Raw genomic sequence first — 19,718 nt, forward strand, 5'->3', positions numbered from 1 at the left:
TGATGATTTCAGAGATCCTTTTTATGATAAATGTTGACCTACCCCAAAACAAGGTGCAATCACATTTGTTTTTAGCTTGCAATTTACTTGTTGTGGCCCTTATGGTTGCTGCTGAGCTATGGCTACGATATAGTAAATTCTCTCCTAAGCTCGGAGTGGTCACATGTGGGTTTTTAGTATCCTATCTTATGTATTTTGTAATAGAGCCTTATGTTGATGGTGCGCAGATGACGTTAATGATGCCGATAATGATAGCACTTATTTATTTTGACCGTAAGCTCCTGACTATTATGGGGTTATTCAGAGTCGTGTTTTATGCAGGGGTTTATTTTGGATTAGAACGGAGACTTCTGCATAAACCATTGCTTGAATTCTTAATGGTAGAGTGCGTATTTATAATATTTGTAGGGATGGCTCTTGCTGTAATTATTCGTGCGCGGGAAGCGCGTTTAAATCTGGAGAGATTAACGAAGGAAGGCCAAGATCTTATGGTGGAGAGAGCTATATCTGATAAGCTGCTGAAGACAGATGCGCTCACTGGACTGTATAACCATAAAACCTTTCATGAATATTTGGATTCATTATTGGAGCAATGTGAAAGCAATAATCTCAACTTACAGCTGGCTCTTTTCGATATTGATAATTTCAAGAAGGTTAACGATACCTATGGACACTGGGTGGGAGATCTTGTACTTAAAGGTGTTGCAGACAAGGTTGGCGGTATGATTGGACTTAATGATTTTGCAGCCCGGTACGGTGGTGAAGAATTTGCAGTGATTTTTACGGACAAAAGTTATTCGGAGGCTTATGAAGCTGTAGAGGAACTGCGGATCAACATTGCTCGAATAGAGCATTTGCACGCTGGAAACAAGCCGATTACCGTAAGCATTGGGATATGCGATTATCAGCTTGGGGACGGGAAGGAGCTTCTGTTCCGCAAAACGGACAATGCACTTTATGCAGCTAAGGAACGTGGTAAGAATACAGTGGTTAACGCTTTTGAAAATGATGGAGATGAAATTGCGTCTTATGGGTAAACACAACACAGAACCCCTTATTACCGGAAAAGACCGGAAATAGGGGGTTCCGTGTTGTATACATTTGTTGTTACTTGGCTGCCTCATATGGAGTGGATATGGGCAGGAACAAGTCGACAATTCCAATGACCAGAGCGGCTAAGATAGCTCCGAGTATGGAAACGCTAACCCCGCTCACTACGAACTGAGCGACCCAAATAACTAAGGCACTGACAAGGAAACCGACGATACCACGACCGAAGGGTGTTGCTTTTTTGCCGAAGATTCCTTCGACTACCCAGCCGATTAGCGCAATCACCAGTGCCAGAATTAGAGCACTCCAGAAACCACCAACCGAGAACTGAGGAACAATCCAACCGACAACCATCAGAACGAGCGCTGCTACTATAAAACGACCTACATGACTCAAGAAATTCACTGTACTAACCTCCTTTGGCCCAAGCTAAGGATATGTGCAGTTCTTATTGTGACCCTAATACTTGTTTTTATGCTTAAACGATACCCAAATAGCGAAATTGACTTGAATTCTGTATAATGGAAACATCTATGAAGGGAGCTGTGACTGTAATTGGACGACAAAATTTTGCATACGCTTGAATATCGCAAGATTTTAAATAAATTAATGCAATATACGCAAACCTCAATGGGAAGATTGGCTGCGGAGCAGCTAAGGCCCTCCGGTGATTTCGAAGGTGTGAAGAAGCTGCTTCAAGCTACGGATGAAGCAGCTAATGTGGATCGCCTGAAGGGCATTCCTTCGTTCGGTGGGGTAAGCGATATTCGAGCTGCACTAAAACGTGCGTCTATAGGCGGAATGTTGGGAACAACTGAACTGCTGGCAGTGGGAAATACCATTGGTGGTGCACGTAGAGTCAAACGTTTCTTGGCAGCCATGCATGAGGAAGAGAAGATTGAGCTCCTGTTTTCACTGAGCGACGTTTTGTCGGAGCAAAAACATGTAGAGGATGCCATCCGTTTATGTATAGACGAGAATGCAGATGTACTTGACACAGCTAGCTCTGAATTGGCTACGATTCGCCGTGAATTGCGCGGAGGAGAGACCCGAATTCGTGAAAAGCTGGATTCCATGATTCGTTCTTCTTCTGTAGCTAAAATGCTGCAGGATCAGCTGGTAACGATTCGTGGCGATCGGTTTGTTATTCCTGTAAAAGCGGAGTACCGTGCGCATTTTGGCGGTATCGTACATGATCAGTCTGGATCAGGAGCGACTTTATTTATCGAGCCAGAGTCCATTGTGGCGATGAATAACAAGCTGCGTGAAACACGGCTGCGTGAAGAACGGGAGATCGAGATCATTTTGCACAGGTTGACAGCGCTTGTAGCTGATATAGCCGAAGAAATGACCTATGATATCGATATTCTAGGCGAGCTTGACTTCATCTTCTCCAAGGCGCGTCTTGCCCGAGATATGAAGGCTACACAGCCGCGCATGAATGACCGCGGATATCTGAAGCTGCGCAAAGGACGGCATCCGCTTATTCCTGCGGAGCATGTGGTTCCTCTGGATGTTGAGCTGGGCAACCAATACAGCTCGATTATTGTAACCGGACCGAATACCGGTGGTAAGACCGTTACACTTAAGACCATTGGACTGTTGAGTCTCATGTCGATGTCTGGTTTGTTCATCCCTGCAGAGGAAGGCAGTCAGATGTGTGTGTTTGATGCCATTTATGCAGATATTGGCGATGAACAGAGCATTGAGCAAAGTCTGAGTACATTCTCCAGCCATATGACGAATATTATTTCCATTCTGCGTAGAATGACTCCAAAGAGTCTTATCCTGCTTGATGAAGTGGGCGCAGGAACGGATCCGGCAGAAGGTTCTGCGCTGGCGATTGCCATTCTGGAGCATATTCACCGGATCGAATGCCGTATGGTCGCTACCACGCATTATAGCGAACTGAAAGCTTACGCGTATGAGCGTAAAGGGGTCATCAATGCCAGTATGGAATTCGATGTCCAAAGTCTCAGCCCTACCTACCGTTTGCTGATTGGTGTTCCTGGACGAAGCAACGCCTTTGCGATTGCAGAGCGATTAGGTCTGCCGGGCGCGATTCTGGAGCATGCACGCGGTGAAGTTAAGGAAGAGGATCTGCGTGTGGAGCATATGATTGCTTCTCTCGAAGAGAATCGACTTGGAGCGGAACGGGAACATGAGCGGGCAGTGAGCATCCGCCGCGAAGTGGAAGAGCTACGCAGCAGACAACAGCAAGAGCTTGAAAAGCTGGAAAGCCAGCGGGATAAACGATTGGAGAAGGCGGAGAAAGATGCCAGCGCAATCTTGGAGAAAGCACGTAAAGAAGCTGAAGAAATCATCAGTGATTTGCGCCGCTTGGCTATGGAAGAGGGCGCTTCAGTTAAAGAGCATAAGCTGATTGAAGCACGGCGTCGTCTAGATGAAGCGGAGCCTTCACCACGTAAGAAAGCCGCTACTCGTAAGATTGCTAAGGCTCCACGGACGATTGGTCCTGGAGATGAAGTGAAAGTAGACAGCTTAAACCAAAAAGGTTTTGTAGTGGAGTTAAGCGGTTCTAAAGAGGCGTTAGTACAGTTTGGAGTCATGAAGATGAAGGTGCGTCTGGATGATTTGGAACTGATATCCTCCAAGGCAGCATCAGCGCTAACGCCTCTTCGACAGGCGACAACCGTAAAACGTTCCCGTGACGAGAACATTCGTAGGGAACTGGATTTACGCGGTACGAACCTGGAGGAAGCTATCATGGAAACGGATCGGTTTATTGATGAAGCCTTCTTAGGTAACTTGGGCCAGATCTCCATCATTCATGGTAAGGGCACAGGTGTGCTTCGCACAGGGATTCAGGAATATTTACGTAAACACAGACATGTCAAGAGCTATAGGCTTGGAAATTATAATGAAGGCGGCGCAGGTGTAACCGTGGCTGAGCTGCAATAGCGGGATTGCCCGGCAGAAAGAAGGGGAAAGTGTGCAAGGAGATATTGATCTTTTGCTGGGTCATCCGCTAGGTGCCTTGCTTGGCTACTTTACAGTGGCTATTCTTGGGCTTGTTATATTTCTGTCTGTTTTTGAAATGGTGACGAAATATAATTGTTGGGAAGAAATTCGCAAGGGGAACTTGGCAGTAGCCATGGCAACAGGCGGCAAAATCTTTGGGATTTGTAACGTACTGCGTTTCAGTATTGAAGCAGACGTTACGATTTATGAGACCATGAAATGGTCTGTCGTCGGGTTTTTACTGCTGCTACTTGCTTATTTCTTGTTTGAATTTCTAACCCCTGTATTTTCTATTGATGAGGAAATCGCCGCGGATAACCGTGCTGTTGGGCTAATAGCGATGCTGATCTCGGTTTCGTTGTCTTATGTGATCGGTGCAGCTATATTTTAATGCATAAACTACCGTCCTTAATAAGGACGCCGATTGCGTTTATGCATGGAAGGTATGAGCTTTTCGGGACCCCTGCAAAGGATTCTAGATGAATCTGGACAAGCTTTGTGATTGTCATAAATAAAGGACGACAACATCGTTTCTTCTTAGGAGGATATCATGAAGATTCTTACCCGAGTTTTGTTTGTGTCAGCCATTGCTTTTATAGCAGCCGGTATTATTTATTTAATGATGAACTAAATTTAAAAGTGAAGTGTGAAGGAGATTATAATGATGGAAACAACTGTGTGCCCTTGGTGTCATACTGAAATTGTATGGGACGAGGAATTCGGACCTGAGGAGAATTGTCCTCACTGTAACAATGAACTTAGCGGATATCGTACGGTTACTGTAGGGATAGATGGCATCGAAGAAGAGGAAGAAGAAGTCGTGGAAGAACCTAAACAAGAGGTTATTAATGATGATGATCTCTGGGGAGACGTAGATAAAGACAGTGTGGTACCTATCTACAATACGTTGAACCAATTCGGTGACGATTATGATTTGAATAAGTATGAAGAACGTGTATCAGCTATCTTAGCGATTCAGGAAGAAGCACCGGAATGTACACAATGCCATGAGTTGACTATCCTTGCAGGTAAGCAACCTGTTAGCAATTTCGAGCCATCTGCACCGGCTACACTGGGTGGACCTGTATTAACATCTCCATTCTCACTTAATGTTTATATGTGCCCTTCGTGTTTCCATGTTCAGCACAGTTTAGCGCAGGCAGACCGTATTCAGCTTGTACGCAATTTGAGTACCGATAAGGCATAAGAATCATCATAAAAAGCTTAGTCCTTTTATCAACCAAAGGACTAAGCTTTTTTTAAAACTCAGTTCTGCTAAATCACGACCGAATTCTGAGAAGGAGAAGGTTTAGCTGATCGTGTCAACGAGAACAGATCAAGCTCCGGCCGATTTTTACCCGCAATCGTATCTGTTAATAACTCCGCAGCAATCATGCTGTACACCGTCCCATTGCCCCCATAGCCCTCAATGAAGTAGCAATGGGGGAACCTCGGATGAGGGCCGATATACGGAAGCCCATCACGCGTTGAGCCGAATACAGATCCCCAGGAGTACTCTAGCTCGATCCCTTTGAGTTCAGGAAACAAAGCTTCCAGCTCATCCAGTAGTCTTTGACTCTGAGAAATCACTCGGATATCACGGCGCTCTGGATCCGTCAACGGCTCATCTTTGCCCCCTGCAATAATACGTCCCTCCGGTGTTGTACGGAAATACAAATACGGCCGGGCGGTTTCCCAGAGGAGGCTGCGCTCATGCCACTTCGGAAATTCCTTCAGAGGTTTGGTCATCACAGCATACGTATTGATCAACTTAGCGCCATGATCTTTTTTAAACTCCTGTGTTTCGTAACCCATTGCAAAAATAATCTTCTTCGCAATAATGCGACCATTCTCTGTGTGGCAAATCACGCCATCTTCAGTAAACTCATATTGTCTAGCTTCGGTTTGCTCATAAACGCGTACACCATTCGTCGCTGCCTTGGCGATCAGGCTGTGAACCAACCGGTAAGGGTTCGCTTCAGCATCACTACGTGAATAAAGCGCAGCTGGTTTAGAAAAGGAATACACCGAAGCGATTCTTTCTTCGTCCCAAAATTCAGAATCGAATCCGTTAGCAACGAGATTCTCATATTCTTCCCGCAGAGCAGATACATCCGCTGGTGTGCTGGCATATAAAAGGCTGCTGCGAGGAATGATTTGGGAATCGATATCGAGCTTGGACGCTAGATCCAGAATATTTCTAACCGCTGCTTGGCATAACTGATAAAAGAGCAAGCCGCTCTTTTGTCCAAAAGTGTTCATACATGAGGTTAACGATTTATCGTTAGATATTTGTAGTAGCCCGGTATTGGCATGCGAGCTTCCATATCCGACCTGTCTTTTTTCGATCAAAACAGTCTTAGCACCGTTTAAGGACAACCGATAGGATGCCATTGCCCCACCTATTCCGGCGCCTACAACCAGACAATCACAGTGAACGGTATTCTCTAGAGCTGGATAAGTTGGAGGGTCTTGTAAAGTGCTTCTCCAAGGGGTGTTGCCGCTATTTAGTCTCATGAAATTGATCGCTCCTTCATTCGGCCCATAATTTAGTATTGGCGGCATTTTACCGTCTCATTCGCAGCATGTTCTAATTTTTGTCATAACTCTCTAGTGCTGTCGGGCAAATAAATGATGCGATGGAGCGGCATACTAAAGACTGTTTGGATCAACTACAAGGAGGGACTACAACTCATGCAATCAACGCAAATGCAGGCACTAAGTGGAAAAGAATTGGAATATATCGCTGACTCCATCTCCAATGAGGACTTGCTTCTTAAGCAATGTGCGGCTACAGCTGGGACAACACAGAATGAGCAGGTTCGTCAAATTTGTATGCAGCATATGCAAAATCACACGCAGCACATTGCTACACTCACTCAGTTAATCCAGCAGCATCAACAGTACGCACCAACAAGCCCACAATAATTGAATTATTAAACTTAAGGAGGTTATAAAATGAATGCACAGAATCCAGCAGCATTTATGCCAGATGAGGATTTAATGAATACCATTTTGTGTGATTTGAAGCGGACGGTCCGTGAATATGCGACCGCTGCTACGGAATCGGCATGTCCAGCTGTTCGCCGGGTCTTTAATGACTTGACCATGAACACGCTCCGACTTCAAGGGGATCATTATACGCATATGTCCCAAATGAATATGTATCCTGCTCCGGCAAAGGCATTGCGCCAAGATGTGGACAAGCAGCTTCAAACCGCACAGCAAATGCAACAACAAACAGGGCAGTTCGTTCAGCAAAAAACAGGACAATCTGGATCCTTTGCTAACGATCCGAACGCTCATCTTCATTCGAATGGTCAGCATCAACCCTCTCATTTAATGTAACCAAGATGGTTATCGGATGAAGCATCCTATCCCATAGCTTTAAGACTGACGCCCGTTTATACCGGAGAGCTCCGGTATAACGGGCGTTTTTTGTATATAAATCCATTTAGCTGAGTAATCATAGTCTTCTATGCAGACATCATATGGGGTTATTTTGTTTGCAGAGATGCTCAATTCGTGTCATATTAGTATTAAACTCTTTTCGCGGGGCGACGCATGAATAGTGCAACGTCATTTGCGAACTATCCGGAGGGAAGGCATGAAGGAAATGAACGAACTAAAGAGGAAAGTGCTGGAACTGCTTAAAGAGGACGCGAGAAGATCTACTGCACTCCTAGCTACGCTGCTTGGCGCGGAAGAAGAAGACGTGAAGACAGCGATTGGGCAATTAGAGAAAGACCATGTGATTGTTAAATATGCAGCTGTTGTAAACTGGGATAAAGTGGATGATGAGAAGGTTACCGCACTGATCGAGGTACAGATTACGCCCGAACGGGGGCGCGGCTTTGAAGGTATTGCCGAGAGAATCTACCTGTATCCACAAGTGAAATCCGTTTACTTGATGTCAGGTGCTTACGATCTTTTGGTGGAAGTGGAAGGCCGGAACTTACGTGAAGTGGCCAATTTTGTTTCCGAGAAGCTGTCTCCGATTGATTCAGTACTCTCAACTAAAACGAACTTTACCCTTAAAAAATACAAACAGGATGGGATCATCTTCGAGGAGCATGAGGAAGATAACCGTCTGATGATCTCTCCATAAAGGAAGTAATCATATGATCACGAATAAAACGCAGCTAACCGGAGAAGACAGCAAATCAATGAATTCTTATTTGGCACCGCTAGTACAGCAAATTCAGCCTTCGGGTATTCGCAAGTTTTTTGATCTGGCTGCAGGCAGCAAGGATATTATATCACTTGGAGTCGGGGAGCCTGATTTCAAGACCCCGTGGCATGTCAGAGAAGCTTGCGTCTATTCGCTGGAAAGAGGGTTTACAGGGTATACATCCAATGCAGGTATGCCTGAGCTGCGGGAGGGAATTGCGAATTATTTGCATACCCGTTTTGCAGTGGAGTATGATCCTGCCAATCAAATTATAGCAACGGTCGGCGGAAGCGAGGCTATTGATCTGGCTCTGCGAGCGTTGATTACCCCAGGTGATGAGATTCTTATACCGGAGCCTTGCTATATTTCCTATTCGCCGATAACGGCTATTGGTGGGGGGATTCCTGTAGGCATCGAAACGACCGGAGAGAATGACTTTAAACTTACTGCGGAGAGTTTGGAAGCCAAGATTACTCCACGCTCCAAAGTTCTGATTCTGTGCTACCCGAGTAACCCAACCGGAAGTGTTATGACCCGAGGAGATTGGGAGCCGATCGCCAAGGTTGTGGAGAAACATGATCTTATTGTAATTTCAGACGAGATCTATGCGGAATTGACTTATGGAATTAATCATGTCAGCTTTGCCTCACTGCCAGGTATGATGGACCGTACGATTCTGGTCAGCGGCTTCTCTAAGGCTTTTGCAATGACTGGATGGAGAATGGGTTATGCTTGTGGTCACCCTGATTTAATCTCCGCTATGCTTAAGATTCACCAGTATACTGTAATGTGTGCTCCTTCTATGGGTCAGGTGGCTGCACTTGAAGCACTAACCAATGGGATGGAAGAGAAGGACCGAATGGTCGATTCGTATAACCAACGGCGGAGGCTGATTGTTAAAGGTTTGCGTGATGCCGGGCTGGAGTGCCATGAACCACAAGGTGCATTCTACGCTTTTCCTAGCGTGCGCAAAACGGGTCTGACCTCTGATCAATTTGCACAACGGTTATTGCTTGAATACAAGGTAGCAGCTGTGCCTGGAAGTGTCTTTGGATTAGGTGGTGAAGGATACTTACGCTGCTCCTATGCTACGTCAGTATCTCAACTGAATGAAGCTGTAGAACGCATTGGTGCTTTTGTCACACAATTGGAACGAGAGAGAATGGAATAGAGAAAATTGGACTATAGCCTATCCCATAATCCTATGGTATTATTTTACTTTGAGAGTAATTAACCCCTATAATAGAACTAATCAGGATTTATTTTACTCTGGAATTAAGCGTTGCTTTGAAGTTGCTTTTTTACTTTGATGATATTCTCTGGCACGCGCTCAATAATACTTTAGGCTTATGCTTCCGAAGCGAGTTTTGTACAAAGCTCTTACGAGAAGCAATGCCGTACAAACTTTTAGGAGGGATGATTGTGCTTAGTGCCGATTATTACTTACCTTCCTATGGAGGGCAATGTTTCTCTGGAAGTGGGAAACTCTCCTCCAAGGGTGATGCTTCTGCTCGCATACTCTCTCTGGAAGATGAAATCAGAATACTCCGTAGCAAGATGGAGCAGCTTTTTTTGCAGGAAAAATCATTCACTTCAGATAATGTGATTGAAATTAGCAGTTTACTGGATCTCAAGATAAATGAATACATGAAGGGGCGTCCAGGCAGGAAATAACACTGCTAGATGCTCTTGAAGAGGACCTTATGGGTCCTCTTTTTGTTGTTCTTTTTAAGCTCACATATCGAAATATTGCAGACTCAATTGGAGAGAATATCTCTAAGGCTTATGTTTGAAGAAGATGAGGTAGGAACGATCGAACTTGGCAAGCGAGCTGATTTTGCTATATTAGCTGAAGATCCTACATCTACTGATCCGCTTAACCTTAAAGATATTTCTAATGTGGGTACGTTGATTGACGGACAGATTGTCTATGATAATGGTCTTAACCTCATTGAAATAGGTGCCGTTTACTAACTATACTCTTCATTTGCCATTTTTATATAAGAAAGCTTAAACTAGCATTATGTGATTTGAAGAATGGATAGGAGGAATAAACCATGGTGATCTATACACGTACGGGTGATGCGGGTCAAACTTCGGTGATTGGTGGCCGGGTTGGTAAGGATGATGTCCGAGTTGAAGCCTACGGAACCATCGATGAACTGAATTGCTTTGTAGGACAGGCACGGAGCCTGATGGAGGACGATAAGTTTGACGATGTACGCGAGCAGCTGCTGGAAATTCAGCATGAGCTATTCGATTGCGGAACCGATCTGGCTTTTATTAAGCTAGGTGATGGTGGTCAATATATGGTGACTAGCGAGATGGCTAAACGGCTGGAGGGCTGGATTGATGATCTTCAAGCAGAGAATCCACCGCTAGAGAAATTCATCCTCCCTGGAGGTAGCCCGCTAGCTTCGGTTCTACATGTGTGCCGGACCGTTTGTCGCCGGGCGGAACGTCGGGCAGTTACGTTAGGACGAAATGCGGACATTAACCCGGAAGCGGTTATTTATTTGAACCGGTTATCGGATTATTTCTTTGCACTGGCTAGGACGGCTAATACACGAGCAGGGATTACTGATGTAGAATACATTCGCAGTAAAAAGGTGTTCCGGGACTAATATGACAAGCTATTATTCACCCATTACTTACATCATACCGCCTGAAGAGGATGACTGGTTGCTGAAGACGATCCTGCATAAACGCATGGATGTCTCACGTAAGTTGTTGTCTCGCCTTAAGCAAACGGAACAAGGCATTACATTAAATGGAGAACGTGTTTATATCAGCGTACGTGTTAAAGCAGGAGATATTGTACAGATTCGTATGGAAACGGAGACTTCGGATGATATTCTACCTCAACCGATCCCCTTTGAAATTTTATTTGAAGATGAACATCTGCTCGTTGTAAACAAGGCTGCAGGGATCATCGTGCATCCCACACATGGACATTACACAGATACGCTTGCTAACGGAGTAGTTCATTATTGGGCACAAAAGAAGGAACGTTTCCGCTTCCGGCCTGTTCATCGGCTGGATCAAGAAACCTCCGGCGTATTAGTCATCGCCAAGAATCCATACAGCCATCAGCATATTTCCGAGCAGATGATTGCGGGCACTGTGGACAAACGATATGCAGCATTTGTTCATGGTGTTCCTGCGGAGCCATTCGGCGATATCGATGGGCCTATCGACCGTGATCCCGAGGAACCACATCGGCGTATCGTTACACCGGATGGATATCATTCTCTGACTCGGTATGAGGTTAAACAGATTTATTCGACCGCTTCCAGAGTTGAACTGAAGCTGGAGAGCGGTCGTACCCATCAAATTCGGGTCCATATGACCTCTATCGGTTGTCCATTAATTGGTGACAGCATGTATCGTCATGAGCTGTATAATCTACCGGAATTGACTTCAACTCAAAGTGAACAGTTGGAGTCCGTTGCGGTACTAGATGCTTCCATCCCGCGTCAAGCACTGCACGCGGTGCGTCTGACGTTCAAGCACCCGGTGCTACTGCAAGAAATGATCTTTGAAGCCCCTTTGCCGCCTGATATGGCGGCTTTGGAGAAAATATTGGAGCAAGGCCCTACAGCGAAATTGTGATGCAATTAATTCTCAGGCTATGAAGTAACGAAGGGGAAGTTTGGAACTGTAGGAGCGACCGCGACCGCCTTTGTCTCCGGATTTCAACCGTGTTATCGGATAAATAAAGAAATCTGGAGACAACATCGGCCGGAAGTCCAAACATTCCCCGTAGTTACGAATGATTAGCCTGCATTTAAAAGGAGCACAGCATGAGCAAACTAAAAGTATATCAATATCCAAAATGCAGCACCTGCCGCAGCGCAGTGAAATGGCTACAAGGACAAGGTCATGAGCTGGAGCTTCAGCATATCGCAGAACAGCCACCTACAGTTGAGGAATTGCGTGACTTGCTGGCCAATAGCGGTCTTGAACTGAAGAAGTTTTTTAATACAAGCGGTGAAGTATATAAAGCACTGGGTCTTAAGGACAAAATGGCACAGCTTAGTGAACAGGAGAAGCTTGAGCTGCTCGCGAGCCATGGTATGCTGAATAAACGTCCGATTGTCACCGATGGTGTTAAGGTAACTGTAGGATTTAAGGAAGATCAATATGCTGAAGCTTGGACCAAGGCTTAATATCAATAACACTGGAATAGCTCTGCGTCGATAAAATGTAGTAGGGCTTTTTTCCAGTTTTGTTTTGGAACTGTCTTGTATCCCAAGGCATTATTCCGTAAAGGGGATGTCCCAGCAGCCATTTCATGGCTGTTGTAACATCCCTTTTTGGCGTACTCTATTTGAATAAAAATACAAGATCCTAGGCAGAATTACTGCGCGCTTGTCACCCGGGTAAAGCTAACCATACCCGCCTTAGGAACCGCCACTTCAAGTAACCCTTTGCTGATCTCCAGCGTTTGCGAGCTGATTAGTTGTCCGCGGCAATCTTTAACCTGTATTTCGTAGTGCGCAGGTGAAAGGGAACTTCGGATGACTAACTTTTCGCTATAGGTTCCGTTCACAATGAATAATTGCGTAGCGTCCTGCTCTATATGAACAACAGCATCGGCATAGACGGCAATAATTTGTATGTCATCCTTACGTGCGGTCACTAAAGGGTATAGTAGCTCCGGTTGCTGTGGACATAGCGCCCCTCTGAGTAGAACATCACTATGCTCTCTGCTGAAACCCAGCCAAAAACGCAGCATAGATAAATAATTTTCTCCGATGTCATTAAGACGCAGGGAGATTTGCGGAACAGAGAAGATCACGTTGATCAATTGCATGGCTGCACTCTCTAAAGGTTCATTCGGGTTAAACATGATCATATCGGAATGAACAGCTGTATTTCCTGACAGAAGACGCAGGTCAAGCGTGCGAACTCTGTTCTGAATAGAGTCGTTCGGGCAGTCGTTCGCCCGGAACATGTTGCCGTATTTCCGCATCAGGGGACCTATATAGGTCTGGCGGAATTCAATCAGAATATCAGGCTTGATGGCTTTTAGCCGATCCATAACATCGGAAAGTAAGCGGTCAACCGCTTCCGGTATCGATTCAAAATCCCGACCCTCCGCAGTACCTTCCTTCTGATCTGGACTGAGCTTGAAGCTGTCCACGAAATCTAGTTTCAGTCCATCGATATCCCACCCAGTAACGGCCTGTTCATAGGTGTGGATCAGATACTCTCGTACATCTGGGTAACGGGGATCAAGCACACCTGCGTTGAGTTTTTCATCTACTCGAAGCAGTTTGTTCTCGAATTGGCTCCATACCTTGCTGCATTTACCTACAAACGGAACGGAATACCAAAGCATATATTTCATGTCGAGTCGATGTACGGCATCGACATGCGCCTTCATATCTGGAATCTTACCGTCATAAACCTCCCAGTCGCCAGTAAAGGCGTAACCCCGATTGTTATCGTCTGTTTGCCAGCCGTCATCGACGATAATGCTGTCACAGCCGAGTTCCTTGGCAAATCTACACTGCTCCTCTAATTCGGCGGCGTTCAACTCCTGGTGGAAGGAATACCAGGTAGAGTACATAGGACGCAGGGCCACATCAGGGACTACGGCAGGCTTATAACCGGGCAAGGTCTCCCACCATAACGTTACATCCTCCAACGCCTTATGGTATGGAATTACTGGCTGGCCTATCTTCTGCTGCTGATCGGGAGTGTTGCGTTCCTGTATCCTTTTGTTTGGATGATCTCCGCCTCATTGCGAAGTCTGGAGGAGCTTGCAGTCTCCGGGATGAGCATCTGGCCGGAACACTGGCGTTGGGGCAATTATGCCAAGGCGCTGACGGCCTTTCCATTCCCGCAATATTTGCTGAATACCGTGATAACAACCGTACTGCCCATTATCGGTACAGTTATGTCTTGTTCGCTTGTTGGCTACGCGTTTGCTCGGTTGAAGGTGAGAGGTAGCGGGTTCCTGTTCGTACTCGTCCTGTCTACCATGCTGCTACCCGGCGAAGTAACGATGATCCCACAGTTCATTCTTTTCAAAAAGCTGGGCATGCTCGATACGCTTTATCCATTGATCGTTCCTGCTTTCTTTGGCTCAGCGTTCTATATCTTCTTATTGCGCCAGTTCTATTCCCGGCTTCCTATTGGGCTTGAGGAAGCGGCGATCATCGACGGTTGTGGTTACTTTAAAATTTGGCGGACGATCTTCCTTCCACTGTCCAAGCCGGCTCTGATGGCTGTTGGCGTCATGGTCTTCATGGGATCTTGGAACAACTTCATGGGACCGCTGATTTATATCAACAGCGATAAATGGAAGACACTCACGCTCGGGCTCGCAGGATTTCAGGGCACCTATGCCACAGATACCAATTTGTTGATGGCTGCAGCTGTCGTAATCACGTTGCCGTGTATTCTATTGTTCTTTACGGCGCAAAAAGCGTTTATGGAAGGTCTGACCTTCTCGGGTTCCAAGGAAAGCTAAACAGAAAAACAGGAGTGACTTTTAGATGACCCATTTGAGTGAAATAAAGTCTAAAGCAGGAGCTGTAACTTTTCAATCCTCCGATAAAGATTTGGACGAAGGTTTTGCCTGGGCGAAACAGCAGGCGCTGGAATATGCCCACTTCGGCGAAGACGCCGTTGGACTGTGGTACGAAGCTGCTTTGCCTGAACGTGAAGCATTCTGCATTCGTGATGTTATGCATCATAGCAATGGGGCTGCAGTACTGGGGCTTCGATTCCATACTAAGAATATGATCATGCGTTTTGCCGAGAACATTGCGGAATCGCGGGACTGGTGTACATACTGGGAGATCACTAAGGATAATGTGCCTGCCCCAGTTGATTATGATAATGACCAAGATTTCTGGTATAATCTTCCTGCAAACTTCGATATTATTGACACGAGCTGGCGTCAATTTCAATGGACGGGTGATAACTACTATTTAAACGATAGTAAACTACAGGAGTTCTTCCAGCTAACATTAAATGAATATACGAAGACTTGGGACAAAGATGGCGACGGCCTATTGGAGTATTATCCCGAGTACGGTCGTAGAGGCCTGGCGACCTTCAATGAAGCCGGACTTCATCCGCTACTCGGCGGTGATATGATCGGCGCACAGATTTCCGGATACCGAGCGTTTGCTCATCTGGCTAGTCTCAGAGGCCAAACTGGAGAAGCGAAACAGTATGCCGACAAGGCGAAAGCGCTGGAACAACTTTACGAGAAAGACTGGTGGAACGAAGCTAAAGACCGTTTCTACGGTGCGATGCTACAGGATCGGTCATTCGTTACGAATTACCATGCTGAGGGCAACTTTCTTCCACTCTATTATGGTTCGATCACTAATCAGGAGAAGCTGCGCATGGCACTGGAGGATGTCAAAATCAATCGTGTTGCCAATGTCGAGGGCAAAACCTACCTGCCGGATATCTTTTATCGGTATGGAGAGAACGAGGAGGCATTCACCGAGTTGAAGGAGCTGATTGACCCCACTCTGGATCGCCGGGATTACCCTGAAGTGTCCTATTGCGTGATCGGTTTCATGGCTACCGGATTGATGGGAATTGCGGCGAATGGAGCATCCGTAATTAGCACGCTGCCGTCACTTGCACATTCACTGGAGTGGGCAGAGATGGGGGATATCCCAATTCTTGATTGTACCCTTACGGTTAAACACAATGGCAACACAGAGAGTGCAGTTACGCTGCAGTCTGGAGAACGATTTGTCTGGAAGGCAGCATTCCCTGGAAATGTCGGTACATTGTACCATAACGGTACTGCCGTTACAGCGAAACAGGAATTAACCGAGGGCAGAGGACAGATTAGCTTTATTACGCTTGAGGTGGCTGAAGGTGAGACACATCGTGTGTCCACTGTGCTATAAGGTTAATGCCACTAGGAAAACAACAAAAGACCATGATTCTCATTTTGAGAGCCGTGGTCTTTTATTGTTAATTTCAAAGGATAAGGATAAGCTCCCATATGTGTGCAGCCTCGGATACCGCCGTGGCTAAGGGCAAAAGCGCAAAGCTTATCATGAAACAGCTGCCTGTTACGGTCAAGGCAGAAAAAATGCAGCGTATGAAACATAATGGGAAAGTGTATTTGAGAGTCGGGGTCAATTTTGCAAACGGAGGTAAGAAGGTGCTGAGTGATCCTGGATATAAAGTACAACTGGAGTCGTCCGGCGGCTCGGTATTTGATCTTGTTCCTGAGGATGATACAGAAGGCAGTTTCAAAATCCAGCCACGGCAGAAGAGAACGATATACTATCTGGCTGAGGTACCGTCCAATCTTAAAACAGACAATATGACGATGCAATTCACGCAGGAAGATGAAGCTTTGAAAATGACGTTACCGGTAAAAACCTTCGAGGTACCCGCTGTTACCGCTGATGTGCCTGCGGCGGATTATACTGTCAAAAAATATCCGTTAACCATCAAACGATTGAAACGCAGTTGAAAAGTGCTTCTGTTTATGCCGAGAACGACACCGCTAAATGGAACCTTCAGTTCCGCGTTGAAAATCTCTGTGAAAAATCAGTGAAGCTGCCGACTTATGAACTTTCCATCCAAACGGCTGAAGGCTACAGTATACCGGTGAATGCGAAGGCGCTCGACAATGTTACGCTGAAGCCGCTGGAAGAGAAACTCATTGATTTCAGTGCGGGAGGGGGGGCGCATTAATCTGTATGATGAGTTCCAGGGGCGGAGAATGCTGCTCGAAAGCCAATCGTATCCAGTAATTTATGAAGAGGGCCCAAGCGAAAGAACTGACAGGGCGAGCGATTTATAAACGATTTAGAATATTGTTACGACGTACAATCGGAAAATATATCGATCGTATAGCATCCATAGGATTCGGCGGTAGCCGTTTCCTTAGAGATGCTATTTTTGATGGGAATTAAAAATCCGATTTGTTGAATTCAAACTTTACAACTTCTATATAAGTTTATCTAACTTATCATATATTCACTTGCTACACTTGTTGAGTAATTGAAGATATCAGCATTCGATGATCAATCGGAGTAAGGAGACAGCATGAAAAGGAAAAGAAGAAAACAGCTTAAACGTCGCAAAGTTATATTGGTGGTAATTGTCGTTGCTTTGATAGGAATGATCTGGTCGATATATGAGCTATTTTCACCCTTCGTTTCCGCGGAGTTGACAGCTTCACCGAACACGAATACGGAGGTTTCCGAGGAGTTAATATCTTCACCGAACAAAAATACGGCAATGCATCAAGAAATATCCCAACGCTACAAAATCGTGATCGATGCGGGGCATGGAGGCAAGGATCCCGGCGCGAGTGGAGTCAGCGGCAACTACGAGAGAGCGTACACACTAGCGCTGTCAAATAAGGTATTCGATCTGCTCCAGCAGGAACCGATGTTCGAGGCGTACATGACACGTACGGATGATACCTTTGTCGATCTAGACGATCGCATCAATTTCGCAAGCGATCTCGATGCGGATGCATTCGTCTCTATTCATGGGAACACATATACGGACCCTGATGTACACGGCACCGAAACGTATTATTATGCGGAAGATAGTAGTCCGTTCGCAAATGAGGTGCACGAGCATTTGGTGGAGGCTGCTGGCTTCAAGGATCGCGGTGTGAGAAAGGAAGGCTGGAAGGTATTGAAGGAGAGCGACAATCTCGCAATTTTGCTGGAGGTGGGATTCCTCACGAACCAGAGCGATGAAACGAATATGATCAACGATAGCCACCAGGATCGAACGGCTCAGGGAATAGTGAAAGGGATCAAAAAGTATTTTGCTGATACAGAAAATTAGAGAGATTTTATCGACACACCAGATACTTTATAGAAAGGCTAGATAAATAATGAAAACATCACGAAATGATAATAAAAAAAGAAGGGTAAGAAAGGCGAGAAGAAGATTAGTCTTTATTCTAGTAGCTATTTTCCTAATGATCTTTTTAGTAGAGAAACTCACTTCTGCTCCTGAAGAAGAAGTAGTAGCGGACAAAATTATCATACAAAGTACCAAACAACCAGTAAAACAAAAAAAACCAGATGTAAAGCCTGTGGACAAAGTTGTTTATTTAACATTTGATGATGGCCCTACTACATTAACGGATCAATTCTTAGATTTATTAAAAGAGCAAGATATAAAAGCAACCTTTTTTATGCAGGGAACTAATTTACAAAAAAACGATTTACAAGAAAGTGTCAAACGAGCCACAGAAGAAGGCCATTATGTTGGAGCTCATAGTATATCGCATGATTACAAAAAGTTATACAATAACGGACTGTTTGTATCAGAGATGAACGAAACATTATCTCTTATCAAAGATATTACAGGTACAAATCCTAAGTTGGTTCGTCCACCTTATGGTTCAGAACCAGGATTGAAAAGTGAACAGATTCGTAATCAACTTGTAAAATATGGAATTAAAGTTTGGGATTGGACAATTGATTCTAATGACTGGGAGTTAAAAGATAATCCAAACCAAATTGTAGAACATATTAAAAAGCAAACCAAAAGGGACAGAGAAGTCATTCTCATGCATGAAAAACTACAAACCTTACAAGCACTTCCAGAAATAATCGCATTTTACAAGGAAAAAGGATATGAGTTTGCTGTTTATAATAACGCTGACCATTTTTATCTTAATTTTCAAAATGACATACGTTTGTAAAAGATATTTGGCTCAATGCGTCGATTTCCAAGACTTGTTTTCTTTGTACCTATAGTAGATTTAAAAAAAGATCGGTATACTGATTGTGCATCTGTTATTCCCCTAGTTGGATTGGTCGTATAACCATCTTGCGAATATACAGATGTTTTTCTATGATAATGATCAATTTTAGGAGACTCAGAGGATGAGCAAAAAGATTTTAATTGTTGAAGACGACGTTCATATTTCCAAAATCATTAAAATGAATCTTAATGTCGTGAGCTACGAAACGATGGAGGTTTACGATGGCGAAGCTGCGCTTGAGCTAGTGCAGCAGGAAAAGTTCGATCTCATTTTGCTGGATGTCATGATTCCGAAACTGGACGGTTTTGCGCTGATGGAACGAATTAGGCCTTATGGTATTCCAGTTATTTTTTTGACGGCGAAAAACTCGGTTTATGATAAAGTGGACGGGTTGAAGCTGGGGGCTGATGATTACATGATCAAGCCTTTCGAAGCAATTGAGCTGCTGGCCCGTATAGAAACGGTACTGCGAAGATATGGCAAAGAAGAACAGGTGATGGCATTCCAATCCCTTCTCGTCGATCTGGACAAACGGGAAGTAACCAAACAGGGGGAAGTTGTAGAGCTAACTCCAAAAGAATATGATTTGCTTGTCATTCTGCTGAAAAACAAGAACATCGCCTTATCAAGAGAGCAGTTCATCGATAAAGTATGGGGCGGCGACTATTTTGGCGAAACAAGAACGGTCGATATGCATATTAAATCACTGCGCAAAAAACTAGAGTTGCAAGATAACATCAAGACCATTTATAAACTCGGCTATCGGCTGGAGGATTGAGG

General features: G+C 45.0%; 23 protein-coding genes. 20 read left to right on the plus strand and 3 right to left on the minus strand.

Going from position 1 to position 19,718, the window contains the following annotated elements; all coding sequences use genetic code 11:
- Nucleotides 1–101: 101 nt before the first annotated feature.
- Entirely contained in the window at nt 102–1,037 is a 936-nt protein-coding gene (locus MHH52_RS07940) for a GGDEF domain-containing protein (RefSeq protein WP_340009541.1), read from the plus strand.
- A gap of 70 nt (nt 1,038–1,107) precedes the next feature.
- On the opposite strand, the gene MHH52_RS07945 is transcribed toward MHH52_RS07940, so the two are convergent.
- Nucleotides 1,108–1,455, minus strand: coding sequence for a phage holin family protein (locus tag MHH52_RS07945; RefSeq protein WP_340007773.1), 348 nt, complete (start codon nt 1,453–1,455; stop codon nt 1,108–1,110).
- Between the two features lie 150 nt (nt 1,456–1,605).
- Between MHH52_RS07945 and MHH52_RS07950 the strand changes: the two genes are divergently transcribed.
- The 3 genes from MHH52_RS07950 (at nt 1,606) to MHH52_RS07960 (ending at nt 5,239) form a co-directional block, all read left to right on the plus strand.
- A complete protein-coding gene (locus MHH52_RS07950; RefSeq protein ID WP_340007775.1) occupies nt 1,606–3,972 on the plus strand; it encodes an endonuclease MutS2 in 2,367 nt (788 codons plus the stop codon).
- 31 nt (nt 3,973–4,003) lie between these two features.
- The gene (locus MHH52_RS07955) at nt 4,004–4,423 is read left to right on the plus strand and encodes a DUF350 domain-containing protein (RefSeq protein ID WP_313641414.1); all 420 of its coding nucleotides are present in this window, start codon (nt 4,004–4,006) and stop codon (nt 4,421–4,423) included.
- 270 nt (nt 4,424–4,693) lie between these two features.
- On the plus strand, nt 4,694–5,239 hold the full coding sequence (locus MHH52_RS07960) for a hypothetical protein (protein ID WP_340007778.1): 546 nt from the start codon (nt 4,694–4,696) through the stop codon (nt 5,237–5,239).
- A 68-nt stretch (nt 5,240–5,307) separates the two neighbouring features.
- Here MHH52_RS07960 and MHH52_RS07965 read toward each other — a convergent pair whose 3' ends face one another.
- Complete coding sequence (locus MHH52_RS07965; RefSeq protein ID WP_340007780.1) at nt 5,308–6,549, minus strand: FAD-dependent oxidoreductase; 1,242 nt, start codon at nt 6,547–6,549, stop codon at nt 5,308–5,310.
- Between the two features lie 177 nt (nt 6,550–6,726).
- On the opposite strand from MHH52_RS07965, the gene MHH52_RS07970 reads away from it, so the two are divergent.
- The 9 genes from MHH52_RS07970 to MHH52_RS08010 all read left to right on the plus strand — a co-directional run bounded on the left by MHH52_RS07970 (nt 6,727) and on the right by MHH52_RS08010 (nt 12,372).
- Nucleotides 6,727–6,960 (plus strand): hypothetical protein, encoded by a 234-nt coding sequence (locus tag MHH52_RS07970; protein WP_340007782.1) that lies wholly within the window; start codon nt 6,727–6,729, stop codon nt 6,958–6,960.
- A 30-nt stretch (nt 6,961–6,990) separates the two neighbouring features.
- Nucleotides 6,991–7,380 carry a spore coat protein gene (locus tag MHH52_RS07975; protein WP_340007784.1) on the plus strand — a complete coding sequence of 130 codons (390 nt, stop codon included), beginning with the start codon at nt 6,991–6,993 and terminating at the stop codon, nt 7,378–7,380.
- A 259-nt stretch (nt 7,381–7,639) separates the two neighbouring features.
- A complete protein-coding gene (locus tag MHH52_RS07980; RefSeq protein ID WP_060625226.1) occupies nt 7,640–8,140 on the plus strand; it encodes an Lrp/AsnC family transcriptional regulator in 501 nt (166 codons plus the stop codon).
- Nucleotides 8,141–8,153: 13 nt separating this feature from the next.
- Nucleotides 8,154–9,374, plus strand: coding sequence for an aminotransferase class I/II-fold pyridoxal phosphate-dependent enzyme (locus MHH52_RS07985; RefSeq protein ID WP_340007787.1), 1,221 nt, complete (start codon nt 8,154–8,156; stop codon nt 9,372–9,374).
- 344 nt (nt 9,375–9,718) lie between these two features.
- Complete coding sequence (locus tag MHH52_RS07990) at nt 9,719–9,877, plus strand: aspartyl-phosphate phosphatase Spo0E family protein (protein ID WP_340009543.1); 159 nt, start codon at nt 9,719–9,721, stop codon at nt 9,875–9,877.
- A 111-nt stretch (nt 9,878–9,988) separates the two neighbouring features.
- Nucleotides 9,989–10,177, plus strand: a complete 189-nt coding sequence (locus MHH52_RS07995; RefSeq protein WP_340007789.1) for an amidohydrolase family protein — start codon at nt 9,989–9,991, stop codon at nt 10,175–10,177.
- Between the two features lie 83 nt (nt 10,178–10,260).
- The gene (locus MHH52_RS08000; RefSeq protein ID WP_094870549.1) at nt 10,261–10,827 is read left to right on the plus strand and encodes a cob(I)yrinic acid a,c-diamide adenosyltransferase; all 567 of its coding nucleotides are present in this window, start codon (nt 10,261–10,263) and stop codon (nt 10,825–10,827) included.
- Nucleotide 10,828: 1 nt separating this feature from the next.
- Nucleotides 10,829–11,815, plus strand: coding sequence for an RluA family pseudouridine synthase (locus tag MHH52_RS08005; protein ID WP_340007791.1), 987 nt, complete (start codon nt 10,829–10,831; stop codon nt 11,813–11,815).
- Nucleotides 11,816–12,006: 191 nt separating this feature from the next.
- Complete coding sequence (locus MHH52_RS08010) at nt 12,007–12,372, plus strand: arsenate reductase family protein (protein ID WP_313641404.1); 366 nt, start codon at nt 12,007–12,009, stop codon at nt 12,370–12,372.
- Between the two features lie 191 nt (nt 12,373–12,563).
- On the opposite strand, the gene MHH52_RS08015 is transcribed toward MHH52_RS08010, so the two are convergent.
- Nucleotides 12,564–13,856, minus strand: coding sequence for a glycoside hydrolase family 36 protein (locus tag MHH52_RS08015; protein WP_340007793.1), 1,293 nt, complete (start codon nt 13,854–13,856; stop codon nt 12,564–12,566).
- A gap of 6 nt (nt 13,857–13,862) precedes the next feature.
- On the opposite strand from MHH52_RS08015, the gene MHH52_RS08020 reads away from it, so the two are divergent.
- The 7 genes from MHH52_RS08020 to MHH52_RS08050 all read left to right on the plus strand — a co-directional run bounded on the left by MHH52_RS08020 (nt 13,863) and on the right by MHH52_RS08050 (nt 19,716).
- Entirely contained in the window at nt 13,863–14,684 is an 822-nt protein-coding gene (locus tag MHH52_RS08020; RefSeq protein WP_340007795.1) for a carbohydrate ABC transporter permease, read from the plus strand.
- Nucleotides 14,685–14,709: 25 nt separating this feature from the next.
- On the plus strand, nt 14,710–16,092 hold the full coding sequence (locus MHH52_RS08025) for a hypothetical protein (RefSeq protein WP_340007797.1): 1,383 nt from the start codon (nt 14,710–14,712) through the stop codon (nt 16,090–16,092).
- A gap of 98 nt (nt 16,093–16,190) precedes the next feature.
- A complete protein-coding gene (locus MHH52_RS08030) occupies nt 16,191–16,670 on the plus strand; it encodes a hypothetical protein (RefSeq protein WP_340007799.1) in 480 nt (159 codons plus the stop codon).
- An 80-nt stretch (nt 16,671–16,750) separates the two neighbouring features.
- Complete coding sequence (locus MHH52_RS08035; RefSeq protein ID WP_340007801.1) at nt 16,751–16,894, plus strand: hypothetical protein; 144 nt, start codon at nt 16,751–16,753, stop codon at nt 16,892–16,894.
- A 354-nt stretch (nt 16,895–17,248) separates the two neighbouring features.
- Nucleotides 17,249–18,007 (plus strand): N-acetylmuramoyl-L-alanine amidase, encoded by a 759-nt coding sequence (locus tag MHH52_RS08040; RefSeq protein ID WP_340007803.1) that lies wholly within the window; start codon nt 17,249–17,251, stop codon nt 18,005–18,007.
- Nucleotides 18,008–18,056: 49 nt separating this feature from the next.
- The gene (locus MHH52_RS08045) at nt 18,057–18,875 is read left to right on the plus strand and encodes a polysaccharide deacetylase family protein (RefSeq protein WP_340007804.1); all 819 of its coding nucleotides are present in this window, start codon (nt 18,057–18,059) and stop codon (nt 18,873–18,875) included.
- Between the two features lie 184 nt (nt 18,876–19,059).
- Nucleotides 19,060–19,716 carry a response regulator transcription factor gene (locus MHH52_RS08050; protein WP_340007806.1) on the plus strand — a complete coding sequence of 219 codons (657 nt, stop codon included), beginning with the start codon at nt 19,060–19,062 and terminating at the stop codon, nt 19,714–19,716.
- Nucleotides 19,717–19,718 lie beyond the last annotated feature (2 nt).

Source organism: Paenibacillus sp. FSL K6-0276 (assembly GCF_037977235.1).
GTDB lineage: Bacteria > Bacillota > Bacilli > Paenibacillales > Paenibacillaceae > Paenibacillus_AQ.

Coding starts and splice junctions, on each gene's coding strand:
- MHH52_RS07940 (WP_340009541.1), top strand. CDS start 102: ATGGTTGCTGCTGAGCTATGGCTACGATATAGTAAATTCTCTCCTAAG.
- MHH52_RS07960 (WP_340007778.1), top strand. CDS start 4,694: ATGATGGAAACAACTGTGTGCCCTTGGTGTCATACTGAAATTGTATGG.
- MHH52_RS07965 (WP_340007780.1), bottom strand. CDS start 6,549: ATGAGACTAAATAGCGGCAACACCCCTTGGAGAAGCACTTTACAAGAC.
- MHH52_RS07970 (WP_340007782.1), top strand. CDS start 6,727: ATGCAATCAACGCAAATGCAGGCACTAAGTGGAAAAGAATTGGAATAT.
- MHH52_RS07975 (WP_340007784.1), top strand. CDS start 6,991: ATGAATGCACAGAATCCAGCAGCATTTATGCCAGATGAGGATTTAATG.
- MHH52_RS07980 (WP_060625226.1), top strand. CDS start 7,640: ATGAAGGAAATGAACGAACTAAAGAGGAAAGTGCTGGAACTGCTTAAA.
- MHH52_RS07985 (WP_340007787.1), top strand. CDS start 8,154: ATGATCACGAATAAAACGCAGCTAACCGGAGAAGACAGCAAATCAATG.
- MHH52_RS07995 (WP_340007789.1), top strand. CDS start 9,989: ATGTTTGAAGAAGATGAGGTAGGAACGATCGAACTTGGCAAGCGAGCT.
- MHH52_RS08000 (WP_094870549.1), top strand. CDS start 10,261: ATGGTGATCTATACACGTACGGGTGATGCGGGTCAAACTTCGGTGATT.
- MHH52_RS08005 (WP_340007791.1), top strand. CDS start 10,829: ATGACAAGCTATTATTCACCCATTACTTACATCATACCGCCTGAAGAG.
- MHH52_RS08010 (WP_313641404.1), top strand. CDS start 12,007: ATGAGCAAACTAAAAGTATATCAATATCCAAAATGCAGCACCTGCCGC.
- MHH52_RS08020 (WP_340007795.1), top strand. CDS start 13,863: ATGGTATGGAATTACTGGCTGGCCTATCTTCTGCTGCTGATCGGGAGT.
- MHH52_RS08025 (WP_340007797.1), top strand. CDS start 14,710: ATGACCCATTTGAGTGAAATAAAGTCTAAAGCAGGAGCTGTAACTTTT.
- MHH52_RS08030 (WP_340007799.1), top strand. CDS start 16,191: ATGTGTGCAGCCTCGGATACCGCCGTGGCTAAGGGCAAAAGCGCAAAG.
- MHH52_RS08040 (WP_340007803.1), top strand. CDS start 17,249: ATGAAAAGGAAAAGAAGAAAACAGCTTAAACGTCGCAAAGTTATATTG.
- MHH52_RS08045 (WP_340007804.1), top strand. CDS start 18,057: ATGAAAACATCACGAAATGATAATAAAAAAAGAAGGGTAAGAAAGGCG.
- MHH52_RS08050 (WP_340007806.1), top strand. CDS start 19,060: ATGAGCAAAAAGATTTTAATTGTTGAAGACGACGTTCATATTTCCAAA.